This is a genomic window from Blautia faecicola (assembly GCF_004123145.1).
GTDB lineage: Bacteria > Bacillota > Clostridia > Lachnospirales > Lachnospiraceae > Oliverpabstia > Oliverpabstia faecicola.
The window spans coordinates 2,629,486-2,646,074 of sequence record NZ_SDKC01000001.1 but is presented as its reverse complement, the minus strand read 5'-3'; the positions used below and the strand labels follow the sequence as shown (position 1 = coordinate 2,646,074).

14 protein-coding genes are annotated in these 16,589 nt (G+C 46.8%); 13 read left to right on the top strand and 1 reads right to left on the bottom strand.

Translation table 11 applies throughout. The annotated features are described in order from the left end of the window. Positions 1-334: 334 nt before the first annotated feature. From ETP43_RS17115 to ETP43_RS11845, 13 genes are all read left to right on the top strand, one after another. Positions 335-1,174 (top strand): PIN domain-containing protein, encoded by an 840-nt coding sequence (locus ETP43_RS17115; protein ID WP_164979697.1) that lies wholly within the window; start codon positions 335-337, stop codon positions 1,172-1,174. Between the two features lie 21 nt (positions 1,175-1,195). After that, the gene (locus tag ETP43_RS11900; RefSeq protein WP_129258279.1) at positions 1,196-2,614 is read left to right on the top strand and encodes an alanine/glycine:cation symporter family protein; all 1,419 of its coding nucleotides are present in this window, start codon (positions 1,196-1,198) and stop codon (positions 2,612-2,614) included. Positions 2,615-2,803: 189 nt separating this feature from the next. Continuing rightward, the gene (gene pflB, locus ETP43_RS11895; protein WP_129258277.1) at positions 2,804-5,056 is read left to right on the top strand and encodes a formate C-acetyltransferase; all 2,253 of its coding nucleotides are present in this window, start codon (positions 2,804-2,806) and stop codon (positions 5,054-5,056) included. Positions 5,057-5,179: 123 nt separating this feature from the next. Beyond that, the gene (gene pflA, locus ETP43_RS11890) at positions 5,180-5,935 is read left to right on the top strand and encodes a pyruvate formate-lyase-activating protein (protein WP_129258275.1); all 756 of its coding nucleotides are present in this window, start codon (positions 5,180-5,182) and stop codon (positions 5,933-5,935) included. Between the two features lie 163 nt (positions 5,936-6,098). Further along, complete coding sequence (locus ETP43_RS11885) at positions 6,099-6,884, top strand: FAD binding domain-containing protein (RefSeq protein ID WP_129258273.1); 786 nt, start codon at positions 6,099-6,101, stop codon at positions 6,882-6,884. Between the two features lie 4 nt (positions 6,885-6,888). Continuing rightward, a complete protein-coding gene (locus ETP43_RS11880; protein WP_129258271.1) occupies positions 6,889-7,365 on the top strand; it encodes a (2Fe-2S)-binding protein in 477 nt (158 codons plus the stop codon). After that, on the top strand, positions 7,356-9,635 hold the full coding sequence (locus ETP43_RS11875) for a xanthine dehydrogenase family protein molybdopterin-binding subunit (protein WP_129258268.1): 2,280 nt from the start codon (positions 7,356-7,358) through the stop codon (positions 9,633-9,635). Before ETP43_RS11880 ends, ETP43_RS11875 begins: the two co-directional genes overlap by 10 nt. Further along, on the top strand, positions 9,632-10,240 hold the full coding sequence (locus ETP43_RS11870; protein ID WP_129258266.1) for a nucleotidyltransferase family protein: 609 nt from the start codon (positions 9,632-9,634) through the stop codon (positions 10,238-10,240). Before ETP43_RS11875 ends, ETP43_RS11870 begins: the two co-directional genes overlap by 4 nt. A 46-nt stretch (positions 10,241-10,286) precedes the next feature. Beyond that, the gene (locus tag ETP43_RS11865) at positions 10,287-11,078 is read left to right on the top strand and encodes a prolipoprotein diacylglyceryl transferase (RefSeq protein ID WP_129258264.1); all 792 of its coding nucleotides are present in this window, start codon (positions 10,287-10,289) and stop codon (positions 11,076-11,078) included. Between the two features lie 272 nt (positions 11,079-11,350). Further along, positions 11,351-12,106, top strand: coding sequence for a class I SAM-dependent DNA methyltransferase (locus ETP43_RS11860; protein WP_022399498.1), 756 nt, complete (start codon positions 11,351-11,353; stop codon positions 12,104-12,106). Positions 12,107-12,217: 111 nt separating this feature from the next. Beyond that, positions 12,218-13,099 carry an Hsp33 family molecular chaperone HslO gene (gene hslO / locus ETP43_RS11855; protein ID WP_129258262.1) on the top strand — a complete coding sequence of 294 codons (882 nt, stop codon included), beginning with the start codon at positions 12,218-12,220 and terminating at the stop codon, positions 13,097-13,099. A gap of 15 nt (positions 13,100-13,114) precedes the next feature. Further along, entirely contained in the window at positions 13,115-15,028 is a 1,914-nt protein-coding gene (locus ETP43_RS11850; RefSeq protein WP_129258260.1) for an NAD(+) synthase, read from the top strand. A gap of 65 nt (positions 15,029-15,093) precedes the next feature. Then, on the top strand, positions 15,094-15,996 hold the full coding sequence (locus ETP43_RS11845) for an acyltransferase domain-containing protein (RefSeq protein ID WP_129258257.1): 903 nt from the start codon (positions 15,094-15,096) through the stop codon (positions 15,994-15,996). A gap of 10 nt (positions 15,997-16,006) precedes the next feature. On the opposite strand, the gene ETP43_RS11840 is transcribed toward ETP43_RS11845, so the two are convergent. Beyond that, positions 16,007-16,468 (bottom strand): hypothetical protein, encoded by a 462-nt coding sequence (locus ETP43_RS11840; RefSeq protein WP_022399502.1) that lies wholly within the window; start codon positions 16,466-16,468, stop codon positions 16,007-16,009. Positions 16,469-16,589: the final 121 nt, after the last annotated feature.

The window sequence follows — 16,589 nt, the reverse complement described above, 5'->3', positions numbered from 1 at the left end:
AGCCATGGAGGAACATCCGGAAAGTTCTGATGGATGGAAACAATCGACAGCCAATATGAAAAAGGAAAAAGACGAATCATACATTTTTAGTAGATTCGTCTTTTTTTGCCTGAAGTTGCTATGATTGTTCTAAAGTACATACATCTGGATAAACATTTGGCGTGTATGATAAGACAGGCATTTACCAATGGATCATTGGGAAAGCTGTAAGAGAAAAAAGTAGCAGAGAAATGCACAGAGCGTTTGACAGTAATGTCGGGAAAGGGTAAAATAAAATGATGTGCGGTTAAAAGAATAGTACTTCACAAACATGGAAGAAATGGAGAAAAAAATTATGGCATATTATCTCGTAGATTATGAAAATGTAAAAGCTGACGGAATGTACGGGGTGGATCAGCTTGGTAAGAAGGATTGTGTTTGTATTTTCTACAGTGAGAACGCATCCACACTTACCTTCGGTCTTCACGAAAAACTGAATCAGACAAAAGGAAAAATCGTATTGCAAAAAGTTGAAGTCGGTGTGAAAAATGCACTGGATTTTCAATTGTCCACATATCTGGGATATCTGATCAGTGAAAATGAAGGTAAAAACGAGACATATTATATTGTGTCTGAGGATAAAGGGCTTGCGATCCTGACAGGTTACTGGGCAGAACGTGGAGAAAATGTGAAGACTGCGTCAGATATTGCAGCAGCAAAGGAAGATCTGGAAGAAGAAAAATCTTCAAAAACAGAAAAAAAAGAAAAGAAAGAAAAACCAGAAAAAATGGAAAAAGCGGAAAAGGAATCCGGTGAAGAGAGAGAAAAACCTGATCAGCAGAAGAAATTCCATGGAAAAAAACAGCAGAAGAAGGGAAATGCACATCCGGGGCAGACAACAAGACTGCAGGTACACACAAGAAAACAGGAAACAAAATCACAGAATCCGGCGCAGCAGAAACCGGATGTGGAAAACACAGAGATTCCGGTGGCAGAAAAGGTGCTGACAGAAGAAAAACAGGAACAGCAGGTAAAAGAAGTTGCAGTCCGTCAGGAGAATAACGGTGCAGAAATCAGAAAACCGGAACATCGCAAATACAGAAAATACCGCAATTACCGGAAGTATCCGCAGAAAAACAGAAAAACACAGGAATCTTCCAAGGTAATCCGTCCAATCCTCTCAGCAGGAGAATAAAAAAAGAAAAGGATAAGTCATATGATAGCGATAATTGAAAAAGTATATCAGTTTTTATGGGGTGACTGGATCGTGCTTCCGCTTCCGGGAGGAAGTTCTTTTCGGCTTTCCCTGCTCGTACTGATACTGATTCCGGCAGGAATCTGGTTTACGATCCGGACGAGATTTCTTCCCATCCGTCTGTTTCCGGACATGCTGCATACATTGTTTGAAAAAAAGGGAAAGGCGGAAGGGGAGAGCCATAACAGTACATTGTCGGCATTACAGACACTGATCGTCTCTACCGCTACACGTGTCGGTATGGGAAACCTAGTCGGTGTGGTTGCGGCAATTTCCGCCGGAGGAGCGGGTGCGGTTTTCTGGATGTGGGTGACGGCACTCATCGGCTCGTCCACGGCCTTTGTGGAAGCAACTCTTGCACAGATCTATAAAGAAAAAGACCCGGTATATGGTGGCTACCGTGGTGGACCGGCCTATTATATGCACAGATTTATACAGGAAAGGCGGGGAGGAAAAAAGAAACGTTATGTGGGAATATCCGTTCTCTTTGCAATCTCAGGACTGATCTGTTGGTGTGGAATCAGTCAGGTTATCAGCAATTCCGTGACTTCTGCATTCCACAATGCCTTTCACATTCCGCCAATCTATACCACAGTGGTTCTGGTAGCACTTGCGGCAGTGATCATTTTTCGAAAAACTGCAACGGTAAAAGTGCTTGATGTGCTGGTACCGGTTATGGCAGGATGTTATTTTCTGATTACTGTGATTTTGATCTGTATGAATTTTTCTGCTCTTCCGGGAGTGTTTTCCAGAATCTTTGAGGAAGCGTTTGGTATTCGTCAGGCAGTGGCAGGAGGACTTGGTACGGTGGTGATGAATGGTGTGAAACGTGGTTTGTTTTCCAACGAAGCCGGTTCCGGCTCAGCTCCCTGTGCGGCAGCGGCAGCAGAAAGCGATCAACCGGTAAAACTTGGGCTGACCCAGGCACTGGGAGTTTTTATTGATACGATCGTGATCTGCAGCTGTACGGCGATGATCATGCTTCTGACGCCGGAAAGCCTGACCGAAGGGGCGGTAGGAATGGAACTTTTACAGGCAGCAATGGGCTACCATCTGGGACAGTTTGGTGTGATTTTCATTGCAGCGACACTCTGGCTGTTCAGTTTCTCCACTTTTCTCGGTATTTTATATTATGCAAGATCAAATATATCATATCTGTTTGGAGATGGAATGCTGCCGCAGAATCTCTATAAAGTACTTGCATTGGTGATGATGTTTATCGGCGGACTGGCAGCATACACAGTGGTGTGGGATCTTGGAGACGTCGGCGTGGGTCTGATGACCGTGTTTAATATTATTATGCTTTATCCGATGTCCGGAATCGCCATGAAGGCACTGAAATCTTATGAAACAGAGAAGAAAAACAGAAAAAAAGGATAAAAAACACAAGATATGGAAATTGTTCCTGAATAAATACAATATCTGCCAAAGATTGTACAAAATTGCATACATGCCTATATTTCATGGATTTGGGATTATTTTCTATTTGTTTTTTGAAAAAAGTGATGTTATACTACACCTGACAAAAAGATAACAATCTAAATACACACAAACACAGGAGGATATGCAATGGCTAAGTTTGAACAGTGGGAAGGCTTCCAGGGTAAAAACTGGGTTAATTCCGTAGATGTACGTGACTTTATTCAGTGCAACTACACACCATATGACGGAGATGAAACTTTCCTGGAGGGACCTACAGAGGCAACAGATAAACTGTGGGGAAAACTGCAGGAGCTGCAGAAAGAAGAACGTGCAAAAGGCGGCGTTCTGGATATGGAAACAGAAGTAGTTTCCGGTATCACAGCATATGGCCCGGGATATATCGATGAAAGCATGAAAGATCTGGAAGCAGTCGTTGGTCTGCAGACAGACAAACCGCTGAAGAGAGCATTCATGCCTTACGGTGGAATCAAGATGGCTGAGAAAGCTTGCACAACACACGGATATACACCGAGTGAGAAACTGCATGAAATCTTCACAAAATATCATAAAACACATAACCAGGGTGTATTCGATATCTATACTGACGAGATGAAAGTTGCCCGTCACAATAAAATCATCACCGGTCTGCCGGATACTTACGGTCGTGGACGTATCGTAGGCGATTACCGTCGTGTAGCTCTGTACGGTATCGATTTCCTGCTGGAGAAAAAACACTACGATATGAAACGCTACGAAAGACATGGAATGAAAGGAACTGATTTCCGTCTTCGTGAAGAACTTGCAGATCAGATGAAAGCTCTGAACGAAATGAAAGAAATGGCTGCATCTTACGGATTTGATATTTCCGTACCGGCGAAAAACGCAAAAGAAGCAGCACAGTGGCTGTACTTCGGATATCTGGCAGCAATCAAGACTCAGAACGGAGCAGCAATGAGTGTTGGCCGTGTATCCACATTCCTGGATATCTATATCGAGAGAGACCTGAAAGCAGGTGTTCTGACAGAGAAAGAAGCACAGGAATTGATTGACCATATGGTTATGAAATTCAGAATGGTAAAATTCGCAAGAATTACTTCCTATACAGAACTGTTCTCCGGTGACCCGGTATGGGCTACTCTGGAAGTTGGTGGTATGGGACAGGACGGACGTTCCATGGTAACAAAGAACGATTACCGTTTCCTGCATACTCTGGAAAACATGGGACCGTCTCCGGAACCGAACCTGACTGTTCTTTATTCTTCCAGACTGCCGGAATCTTTCAAAGATTACGCAGCAAGAATTTCTGTAACAACAAGTTCTATCCAGTACGAAAACGACGATGTTATGCGTCCGGTATGGGGCGATGACTACAGCATCTGCTGCTGTGTATCCGCTACTCAGACCGGTAAAGAGATCCAGTTCTTCGGTGCACGTGCGAACCTGGCAAAATGCTTACTGTACGCAATCAACGGTGGTATCGATGAGAAGACAAAAGTTCAGGTTGGACCTGCTTACAGACCAATCACAGCAGAATACATGGATTATGATGAAGTAATGGAACATTACGACACCATGATGGACTGGCTGGCAAAACTGTATGTAGATACTCTGAACATGATTCACTACATGCATGACAAATATTATTACGAAGCAGCAGAGATGGCTCTGATCGATACGGATGTAAGACGTACTTTCGCAACCGGTATCGCAGGTTTCTCTCACGTAGTAGATTCCCTGAGTGCGATCAAATACGCAAAAGTAAAAGCAATCCGTGACGAAGACGGTGTGGTAGTTGATTTTGAGACAGAGGGCGATTTCCCGAGATACGGTAACGATGATGACCGTGCAGACGATATCGCAATCTGGCTGCTGAAAACATTCATGCACAAACTGAACAAATGCCATACTTACAGAGATTCCGAGCCGACAACTTCTATCCTGACAATCACATCCAACGTAGTATACGGTAAAGCTACCGGTACTCTGCCGGATGGAAGAAAATTGGGTGAGCCTCTGGCACCAGGAGCTAACCCATCTTACGGCGCAGAGAAGAGCGGCCTGCTGGCTTCCCTGAACTCTGTAGCAAAACTGCCATACGAACTGGCACTGGATGGTATCTCCAATACACAGACCATCAGCCCGAGCGCACTGGGTCATGACGATGACGAAAGAGTCAACAACCTGGTACACATCCTGGATGGTTACTTCGATCAGGGTGCACATCACCTGAACGTAAACGTATTCGGTACAGAAAAACTGATCGACGCTATGGAACATCCGGAGAAACCGGAATACGCAAACTTCACAATCCGTGTATCCGGATATGCTGTTAAGTTCATCGACCTGACTCGTGAACAGCAGCTGGATGTTATCGCAAGAACCTGCCACAAAACAATGTAATTTGTCTGACGGATTCAGGTGAATAAACAGTAATATAAAGTAAAATCGTTTGGCGGTGCAGTGAAAAACTGTATCGCCAAATGTTTTCTATGGTAAAATATAAAAGAAAAAATGGAGGAGCTTATGTCAGAAGAAAAGAAAGAACTGACAGGATATATTCATTCACTGGAAAGTTTCGGTTCCGTAGACGGACCGGGAGTACGATATGTGATCTTTGTGTCCGGATGTGCGATGCGCTGCCAGTTTTGCCATAACCCGGATACCTGGGATATGAAAGTTGGAACGCCTTACACCGCAGATGAACTGCTGAAAAAAGCAGTCCGCTACAAAGGATACTGGGGAAAAGAAGGCGGAATCACCGTCTCCGGCGGCGAACCGATGCTGCAGATCGATTTTCTGACAGAACTTTTCAGGAAAGCCAAAGCCCAGGGCATCCACACCACACTGGATACCAGCGGCAATCCATTTACCAGAGAGGGCGAGCGCTTTGAGAAGATCAAAAAACTTCTGGAAGTGACCGATCTTGTGATGCTGGATATCAAACACATCGATGACGAACAGCATAAGATTCTCACTGGTCAGACGAACCAGAACATTCTGGATATGGCAAGATACCTCGATGAGATCGGAAAACCGATGTGGATCCGCCACGTGTTAGTGCCGGAGCGAAGCGACAAAGACGAATATCTGACCCGTCTGGATGCATTTATCCGGTCTCTTCACAATGTACAGAAAGTAGAAGTACTGCCGTATCACACACTGGGTGCATACAAATGGAAAGAACTCGGTTATGAGTATCCGCTGGAAGGCATCGATCCGCCAACTCAGGAGAGAATCAAAAATGCAAATCAGCTGCTGCATACAGGAGCGCGGGTTTAAAGTGTTTACAGGGCACGTTGTAATAGAAAATGTCATGGAAAAGCAAACCTTTTTTCATGGCATTTTTTTCTTTACCCGTTCTGTATTTTCATGTATACTATTTATGATAGGTGAATTATGTCCAATATTGTAAACATCAAGAATAAAGAGGTGATTGGAATACATGATTAAAATAAAAGAATACGTGATGGCAGAAAGCCTGGAGCAGGCGTATGAATTGAATCAGAAGAAGCGAAACTGTATTATTGGAGGTATGTTGTGGCTGAAGATGGGAAATCGGATGGTTCCGACAGCCATCGATCTGTCCAATCTGGGACTGAATACCATCGAGGAAAATGAAGAAGAGTTTTCCATTGGCTGTATGACAACTCTGCGACAGCTGGAGCAGCACGAGGGACTGAATAGCTACACAAACGGTGCAGTCAGTGAGAGCGTAAGAAGTATAGTCGGTGTACAGTTCCGAAATCTGGCAACCGTTGGCGGAAGTGTTTTCGGAAGATTTGGTTTCTCAGATGTACTGACCTGTTTTCTGGCACTGGATACCTGGGTGGAACTGTACAAAGGCGGCTGCATTCCCCTTGCCGAATTTGCCAGGCAAAAACCGAATCGGGATATTCTGGTGCGCCTGATTGTGAAAAAACATGAGGATAAAAGTGTCTATCTGTCTCACAGAAATTCAAAAACAGATTTTCCGGTACTGACCTGTGGTATTTCGTTACGGGAGGGACAGATCTATACGGCAGTCGGTGCCCGTCCGTCGAGAGCAGTCTGTCTGTGTGTGTCCGAGGCTGACTGGAAGAAAAAGGGCAGTGAAGCACTGGCCGGAGAACTGGCTGCGCAGTTCCCGACAGAAGGAAATATGCGTGCGGGAAAAGAATTCCGAAGCCATCTGGCAGAAGTTCTGATCGGCAGAGGGCTCAAACAGATCGAAAAGATGCAGGAGGTATAACGGTATGAAGATCCAGATGACGTTAAATGGTAAAAAAATCACAGAAGAGATTCAGCCGGGGATGCTCCTGCTGGATTTTGTGCGTGCCCATGGGTGTAAAAGTGTGAAAAGAGGATGTGAGACGGCAAACTGCGGGTTGTGTACCGTATTTGTAGATGATAAACCGGTACTTTCCTGTTCCACTCTGGTGGCGAGAGTATCTGGCCATAAAGTAGATACTCTGGAAGGACTGCAGGAGGAAGCGGCGGAGTTCGGTGCATTTATCGCCAATCAGGGAGCAGAACAGTGCGGTTTCTGTAATCCGGGCATGATCATGAACGCACTGGCACTGTTTCGTGAGAATACGGATCCATCCGAGGAAGAAATCAAAGAATATCTGGCAGGAAATCTATGCCGTTGTTCCGGATACGAAGGACAGCTCCGGGGAATCCAGCAGTTTCTTGCTTATAAAAAAGAGAAAGAAGGTGCAGTATGCAGGTAGTAGGACAACCGGTGATGAAAAAAGATGCAATGGCGCTGGTAACAGGAAAACCGGTCTTTACACAGGATGTGGCTCCGGCTGACTGTCTGGTGGTAAAAGTACTTCGAAGCCCGCATGCCAACGCAAATATTCTGTCAATAAAAACAGATGCAGCAAAGAAGGTTCCGGGAATCGAAGCTGTGTATACTTGGGAAGATGTACCAACCCAGCGTTTTACCATGGCCGGACAGACCTATCCGGAGCCAAGTCCCTATGACCGTCAGATCCTGGATCAGCATGTACGCTATGTGGGGGATCCGGTGGCCATCGTAGCGGGAGAGAATGAGGAGTGCGTAGACAAAGCACTGAAAATCATTAAAGTGCAGTACGAAGTTCTACCGGCCATTCTGGATTTTCACAAAGCAAAAGATAATGAGATTCTGGTTCACCCGGAAGAAAACTGGAAAGCATTATGTCCGGTGGGAGCAGATAATAAGCGCAATCTGGTGGCAACAGGAACCAGCGGTTACGGGGATGTGGAAGCCGTTTTCAAAGACTGTGAAGTGATGGTGGAAGAGACCTATCATGTAAAAGCAGATCAGCAGGCGATGATGGAGACTTTCCGTACCTGCTGCTTTATGGATGCTTATGGCAGACTGAATGTGGTGAGTTCCACACAGATCGTCTTTCATGTACGAAGGATCCTGTCCAATGCCCTGGGAATACCAAAATCAAAGATCCGTGTCAGCAAACCGAGAATCGGTGGTGGATTCGGGGCAAAACAGTCGGTGGTAGCGGAAGTTTTCCCGGCTTTTGTCACCTGGAAGACCGGAAAACCGTCGATGATCATTTACAGCAGACAGGAATCCCAGACGGCATCCTCCCCGCGTCATGAGATGGAAGTGACGGTACGGCTGGGAGCAATGAAAAACGGAAAGATCCGCGCGATCGATGTCTATACCCTGTCCAATTCCGGTGCATATGGCGAGCACGGTCCGACAACGGTTGGTCTGTCCGGACATAAATCGATTCCGTTATATGAGGGATCGCTGGAGGCTCATCGTTTTTCCTATGACGTAGTTTACAGTAATGTGATGTCTGCAGGTGCATACCGTGGATACGGAGCAACTCAGGGGCAGTTTGCGGTAGAATCCGCTGTCAATCAGCTGGCGGCAAAGATCGGCATAGATCCTCTGAAGGTTCGTGAGATGAACATGGTACGTGAAGGGGTGCAGATGCATTCTTATTACGATGAGGTAAGTAATAGCTGTGCCCTGGATCGTTGTCTGGAACGTGCGGCAAAGATGATCGGCTGGGAAGACAAATATCCGGCAAGAGATATGGGAAACGGTAAAGTGCGAAGCGTGGGAATGGCCATGTCCATGCAGGGTTCCGGTATCTCCGGTGTGGATGTGGGGTCTGCGGATATCAAACTGAACGAAGACGGTATCTACACCCTTGCGATAGGTGCGGCAGATATGGGAACCGGCTGTGATACGATTCTGGCACAGATGGTAGCAGAATGTATGATGTGCCCGATTGAAAATGTGATCGTCAGCGGTGCGGATACGGATACATCTCCGTATGATTCCGGATCTTATGCATCCAGTACCACGTATATTACCGGACGTGCGGTAGAAAAGGCCTGCAGAAAATTACAGGAACGGATCGTGCAGGAAGCTGCAAAGATCCTGAACTGTGAAAGTGAGGAACTGGAATTCGCCGGAGACAGTGTAAAACGTCTGGCTACTGGTGAGGAAGTTTCTCTTACCCAGATCGGTACCAGTTCCATGTGCGGAAGTATCAATGCTCTAGAAGCTGTGGAAGACAGCAGCTCACCGGTGTCCCCGCCTCCGTTTATGGCTGGTATGGTAGAGATTGAACTGGATAAAGAGACTGGTCATGTAGAGGTTCTTGATTATGTGGCAGTTGTGGACTGTGGTACGGTCATCAATCCGAATCTGGCACGGGTTCAGGTGGAAGGAGGCATTGTACAGGGAATCGGTATGGCACTGTATGAGAATATTCAGTACAGCCCGAAAGGACAGCTGAGAAATAATTCCTTCATGCAGTATAAAGTTCCGACCCGTCTGGATATGGGAAAACTGCGTGTGGAGTTTGAGAGCAGTTACGAACCGACAGGACCGTTCGGGGCCAAATCCATCGGTGAGATCGTTATTAATACGCCATCACCGGCACTGGCGCATGCAATCTATAATGCAACCGGTCTGTGGTTCCGGGAACTGCCGATCACAAGCGAAAAAATTGCGATGGGACTCTTGAAAAAATGAGAATTCGAATGATTTATATGGCGGCTGGAAACAGCCGCCGTTTTGGCAGTAATAAACTTTTTTACCTGATTGATGGAAAACCGATGTATCTGCATGTGCTTGAACGATTGTCTGCGGTATGTAAGAGGCACAGGAATTGGGAGATCGTGCTGGTCAGCCAGTATGAAGAACTTCTCGAACAGGGAAAGCAGCTGGCACATCGAACCGTATATTCTCCCGAGAGCAGGGACGGTGCGTCCTGGACGATCAAAAACGGGCTGAAGGCTGCAGGTGACGCAGACGCGTTTGTATTTTTTACCGCAGATCAGCCGTGGCTTTCTGAGGCAACCATTGAAGAATTTGTAAGCAAAATGGAGCAAAACCATGCGGATCTGGGAAGTGTCTGTCTGGGAGAGACACCCGGCAATCCGGTCTGGTTTTCACGGGAATATCTTCCGGAACTTCTGGCACTCTCCGGGGATCAGGGAGGACGGAGAGTCCTGAAAAAATATTCGGAGAGGATCTTCTGGTATCCGGTGGCAGATGCCAGGGAACTGGAAGATGTGGATTATAATTTACGTGAACAACGAGTCAAAAATATGATTGTACCGGACGGGTCATGCTGATATAATAAGGGGGACGCGAAAAGATAAAACATAAAAGGAGATATCCATGAAAAATGAATTGTTTTCCATTGGTCCGATCACAATCTACGGATATGGACTGATGATTGCCATTGGTGTGCTGGCGGCATACTTCAGTGCCACGTACCGGTCGAAAAAATATGCGCTGGATCCGGACAAAGTCTTCTATGTGACGGTCTGGGCGGTGATCGGTGGATTTGGAGGAGCAAAGCTTCTATATCTGATCACGCAGCTTCCGGCGATTCTTAAAGATCCTTCCCTTTTGAAAGATGCACGGAACGGTTTTGTGGTTTATGGAGGAATCATCGGAGGAATCCTTGCCGCATGGCTCTACTGTAAGGTGGCAAAACTAAAATTTATAAAATATTTCGATCTGGTTATGCCGTCGGTGGCACTGGCACAGGGATTTGGAAGAATCGGGTGTTTTCTGGCAGGATGTTGCTATGGAAAAGAGACGAACAGTGCATTTCATATTCTTTTCCACGATTCTGCTTATGCGCCGAACAACGTGCCGTTGATTCCGACGCAGCTGATCTCCAGCGGTCTGGATTTTCTGAACTGCATCTTCCTGATGTGGTTTGCAGGAAAGAAAAAGGGCGACGGACAGGTGGCAGGACTGTATCTGGTTTGTTACAGTGTGGGAAGATTTGTCCTGGAATTCTTCCGTGGGGATCTGGAAAGGGGAAATGTGGGAAGTCTGTCCACATCCCAGTTTATCGCTATTTTCACTGCGATTGCCGGCGTGGTACTGTTTTTCTGGTTTGGAAAGAAAAAGGCACAGGGACCGGAAAAGAATATACAGGAAGAAAAGGTTGTGTAACTATTCAGCAGCCACTACCCCACGAGGTGTCTTGGCATGAATATGCCAAAATCCTGAGACATACAAGCAAAAATGACATCACCGAAGGTGATTTTTAATGCAATTTTTCCTGTACCTGTGAAGATACTGAACAGTTACAAGGTTACACAAGAGGAATCGGATACCTTCCGCAAATCGCTGGGATTGGATTTGCGGAAGGTATTACTTCTGAAAAACGTTTTGTAAAACAGGAAACCGGAAGAAAGAGAACGACAGGTCAGAAAGGAGACAGTATGGAAGAATCTTATGAAAGTTTTGCCGGTGTATACGATCTGTTCATGGATAACATTGATTATCCGGCATGGTGTACGTATCTGACCGGTATTTTAAAAGAATATGGAATAGAAGACGGACTGATCGCGGAGCTTGGCTGCGGTACCGGAAGTATGACAGAACTTCTGGCAGCTGAGGGGTACGATATGATCGGCATCGACAATTCCCCGGATATGCTGGAGGTCGCCCAGGAAAAACGGGTGGAATCCGGTCTGGATATTTTATATCTGATGCAGGATATGCGGGAATTTGAACTGTATGGAACGGTCAGGGCTGTTGTAAGCATCTGTGACTGTATGAATTATATTCTGGAGGAAGAAGATCTTCTGGAGGTCTTCCGGCTGGTCAACAATTATCTGGATCCGGGCGGAATCTTTGTCTTTGATATGAATACTCCGTACAAATACCGGGAGGTCATCGGCAACACGACGATTGCAGAAAACCGGGAAGAGGGAAGTTTTATCTGGGAAAACTGTTTTGATGAGGAATCACAGGTCAATGAATATGCATTGACATTATTTATTAAAGAAGAGGACGATCTTTACCGGAAGCACGAAGAATTTCATTACCAGAAAGCATATGAGCCGGAGAGAGTGAAAGAATTACTGGAGGAAGCAGGACTGAAAGTGGAAGCAATCTACGATGCATTTACCAGAGAACCCGTACGGGAAGACAGCGAGAGAATCTATTTTATTGCGAGAGAGTGTACAAAATAAAGAAATTGCAGAAAGTATGAAAACTTCCTGGAAGCAAGCTTGCGTCAGATTTCTGAACTTTTGACCCTGGTATCATAATAATTATATGAAAGAAAAAGAAAGGAAACAGATATGAGTGATTATATTGTAAGAGCAACCGCAGCCGACGGACAGATCCGTGCCTTTGCGGCTAACACAAAAGATGTAGTGGAGACCGCAAGAAAGGATCATAATACCAGTCCTGTGGCAACCGCGGCTCTGGGACGTCTGCTGACCGGCGGTGCGATGATGGGAATCATGATGAAAGGGGACAAAGATGTCTTGACATTGCAGATCAAGTGTAGCGGACCGATCGGAGGTCTGACGGTGACTTCCGATTCCAAAGGAAGAGTAAAAGGTTATGTAAACCATCCGGAAGTCATGCTCCCGGCGAATGCACAGGGAAAACTGGATGTGGGCGGTGCGCTTGGTCTTGGTGTCTTAAGTGTAATTAAGGATCTGGGTCTGAAAGAGCCGTATGTGGGACAGACGGAATTAAAGACCGGTGAGATCGGAGATGATCTGACCTATTATTTTGCAAGCAGTGAGCAGGTGCCTTCCGCAGTAGGACTTGGCGTACTGATGGAGAAGGATAATACTGTCCGCCAGGCCGGTGGATTTATCGTGCAGCTGATGCCGAACGCAGAGGAAGAAGTGATTGAGGAACTGGAGAAAAATCTGGCACAGATCACTTCTGTTACCGAACTTCTGGATCAGGGTTATACACCGGAAATGCTGCTGGAAAAACTGCTTGGTGATATGGATCTGGAAATCAATGAGAAAGTGCCGACCAGTTTCTACTGTAACTGCGACAAAGTAAGGGTTGGAAAAGTATTGATCAGTCTGGGAGAAAAAGAACTGCAGGGCATGATCGATGACGGTGAGCCGATCGAACTGAGCTGCCATTTCTGTAACTCCAACTACAACTTCAGCGTAGATGAACTGAAAGAACTGCTCGAACTTGCCAGAAAATAGGCGGAAAGGAAAGCTATGAGACACGGATTTATCAAAACAGCAGCCGGCACACCGAAGATTCAGGTGGCAGACTGTGTATACAATGCAGGGGAGATTCTGAAACTGATCCGTCAGATGGAGACAGAGGGCGCAAAGATCATGGCATTTCCGGAACTTTGTATCACCGGATATACCTGCCAGGACCTGTTCTGGCAGACACTGCTTCTGGACAGTGCGAAGGAACAGCTGGTATGGCTGGCAGGGGAAACCAGCCAGGTGGATGCGCTGATCATCGTAGGACTTCCATGGGAATATAACGGAAAGCTGTACAATGTGGCAGCAGTCTTAAACCGGGGAAAAATCCTTGGTCTGGTGCCGAAGACGAATCTGCCAAACTATGCCGAGTATTATGAGGCAAGACATTTCACACCGGCAGACCCGGAGACGCATATGGTGACGATCGGGGAAGAAAACGTACCGTTCGGAACAAAATTACTGTTTTCCTGCCCGCAGATGCCGGGGATGAAGGTGGCTGTGGAGATCTGTGAGGATCTCTGGGTGCCAAATCCGCCGAGTGTGGGACACGCACTGGCAGGAGCCAATGTGATCGTCAATCTGTCTGCCGGGGATGAGATCACCGGAAAAGACACCTACCGCAGAGAACTGGTAAAAGGACAGTCCGCGCGGCTGATCTGCGGTTATATTTACGCAACAGCCGGAGAGGGCGAATCCTCCACAGACCTGGTATTTGGCGGACACAATCTGATCTGCGAGAACGGTTCGATCTTAAAAGAGGCGAAACGTTTTATCAATGAGACAATTTACGGCGATCTGGATATTCGCCGTCTGGTAACGGAACGAAGAAAAATGACCACCTATCCGGCAGCAGATACGACCGGATATCAGGAGATCGCGTTCGCACTGGAAAAAGAAGAGACAAAGCTGACCAGAACGTTCCCACGGAAACCGTTCGTGCCGTCAGGAAAAGAAGAGCGTGAAAAACGATGTGATGAGATCCTGACGATCCAGGCGATGGGACTGAAGAAACGTCTGGAACACACTCACAGCCAGAGTGCGGTCATCGGTATCTCCGGAGGACTCGATTCCACACTGGCACTGCTGGTAACAGCCAGAGCATTTGATTTCCTCGGCATGCCGAGAGAAAAGATCACCGCAGTTACGATGCCGTGTTTCGGAACCACAGACAGAACGTATCGGAATGCCTGCGACCTTACGGAAAAACTGGGGGCAACACTGCGGGAAGTAGATATCCGCGAAGCGGTAACAATCCATTTCCGGGATATCGGACATGATATGGAAAACCATGATGTGACATACGAAAATTGTCAGGCGAGAGAGCGTACCCAGGTCATTATGGATATCGCAAACCAGACCGGCGGTATGGTTATCGGAACGGGTGATCTGTCGGAACTGGCGCTTGGATGGGCAACCTACAATGGCGATCATATGTCCATGTATGCGGTCAACACATCGATCCCGAAGACACTGGTGCGCCATCTGGTACGCTACTATGCGGATACCTGTGAGGATGACCGGCTCTCCGAGATCCTGCTGGATATCCTGGATACACCGGTAAGCCCGGAACTGCTCCCGCCAAAAGACGGCAAGATCGCACAGAAAACAGAAGATCTGGTGGGACCGTATGAACTGCATGATTTCTTCCTGTATTATATGCTCCGTGCGGGATACGAACCGGATAAGATCTTCCGGATCGCTGTACAGACCTTTGAGGGCGTGTATGACCGGGAAGTGATCCTGAAGTGGTTAAAGAACTTCTACCGGAGATTCTTTATGCAGCAGTTCAAGCGCTCCTGTCTGCCGGACGGACCGAAAGTCGGTACGGTAGCTGTATCTCCGAGAGGCGATCTGCGGATGTCGAGCGATTCCTGTGTGCGTATCTGGATGGATCAGGTGGAAAAATTATCATAAATGGATAACTTTCGAAAACTCGCATGGTTCGCGTTTGGTTGGAAGAGAAAAGGAGAAGGCAGCAAATGACAGAGACAAAAGAGCAGATGACAGATCTGATGGCGACGATACAGTTGCCGGAAGAAGGTATCCGGCAGCTTCTCGATGCAAGAGAGCAGCTGGAAAAAGAAGGTCACTGGGATGTGATCGTACAGACCGCAGAACAGGTGATGACAGCAGACGGGGAACTTTCCGTTCTCACAAAAACACTGGCAGAGACAGAGGGAAGAGAAGAAACATTTGGTGTCAACCGTTATCTTCTCGACGCACTGATGCTGTTTTGCTGCTGGGAAGAAGTGAAAGTGCGGTATGAAAAACAGGGACTTCCGATGGATGTTTTCGATAAGAGTCTGGAAGATATGAAATGGAAAATGCTGGAGTGCTATGAGATTCATGGCGTGTACGGCAATTTTGTCGGTCACTGGTATGACGGATTCTTTAATCTGACCCGGTTTGGACTGGGAAGATTGCAGTTTGAACTGCGTCCGTTTGAGGGAAAAGAAGACTGTGAGGTGGATGGTGTACAGATTCATCCGGGAGATACCGTGATCAATATGCATATTCCATCCGCAGGGCCGATGAAACAGGAACTTCTCGATGATGCATTTGCACGGGCAGAAGTATTTTTCAAAGAACATTTTCCGAAGGATTACACCGTGTTTGGTGTGGAATCCTGGCTGATCGATCCGGATCTGGTACGGATCCTTCCGGAAGGAAATATGAAAGCGTATGCGGATCGGTTCCATCTGGTTGCAGCGGAAAAAAGCGAGACGATTTTCCCGGATGGCTGGAGGGTATTCGGCGCAGAGTGGAAGAAGAAACCGGAAGAACTTCCCCGGAAGACCGGGCTGCAGAGAGCGATTGCAGACTATCTGCAGCAGGGCGGCAAACTGGGAAGTGGTTATGGCATATTTGTCCGGAAAAAATAAACATTTGAAATTATTGCTGCAAAACAGAAGCTTTCGCGAGTGCGCTTTTGATGGCTTCTAAGAGCAGCATGGAAGTGTACTTGTTGTCATCTTCGTAGGTGATGTCTTCGAGGGACTGCTTTTCATAGATCTGGGAGGCAAGTTCCTCGAGGGCAGGTTCCATCAGCGGGTACATGGCGGCGGTGGATTCACTTAAGTTTATCAGCTCGATGGAATTGATATGGCTGCTGTCCACGGTTACCTGCACGTCAAAGGTGTTGTCGTTCAGCTCAATGGCGGTGGTGTAGACACCCGGCAAATACTGTCCGGTGAGGGCAGAAGTTGTCTGGACAGAGGATGCGGTTTCTTTGTCTTTCGATGGTCCGAACATGATCAGAAGAAGAACAATCATCAGGAGACCGAGTACGAGAAAGATAGCGGTATAGATCACTTCTTTCATATGTAGTACAACAATCCTGGTTTTGGAACTCATAGATACACACTCCTTTTCCGATGCTTTTTATTAGTGTATGAGAAACAGCCGGGTTTTATGAAATCCCAGGAGAAAGTGACGGCTTTCCGAAACGGAGAAATAAAAAGAAACAGGGGGAAAG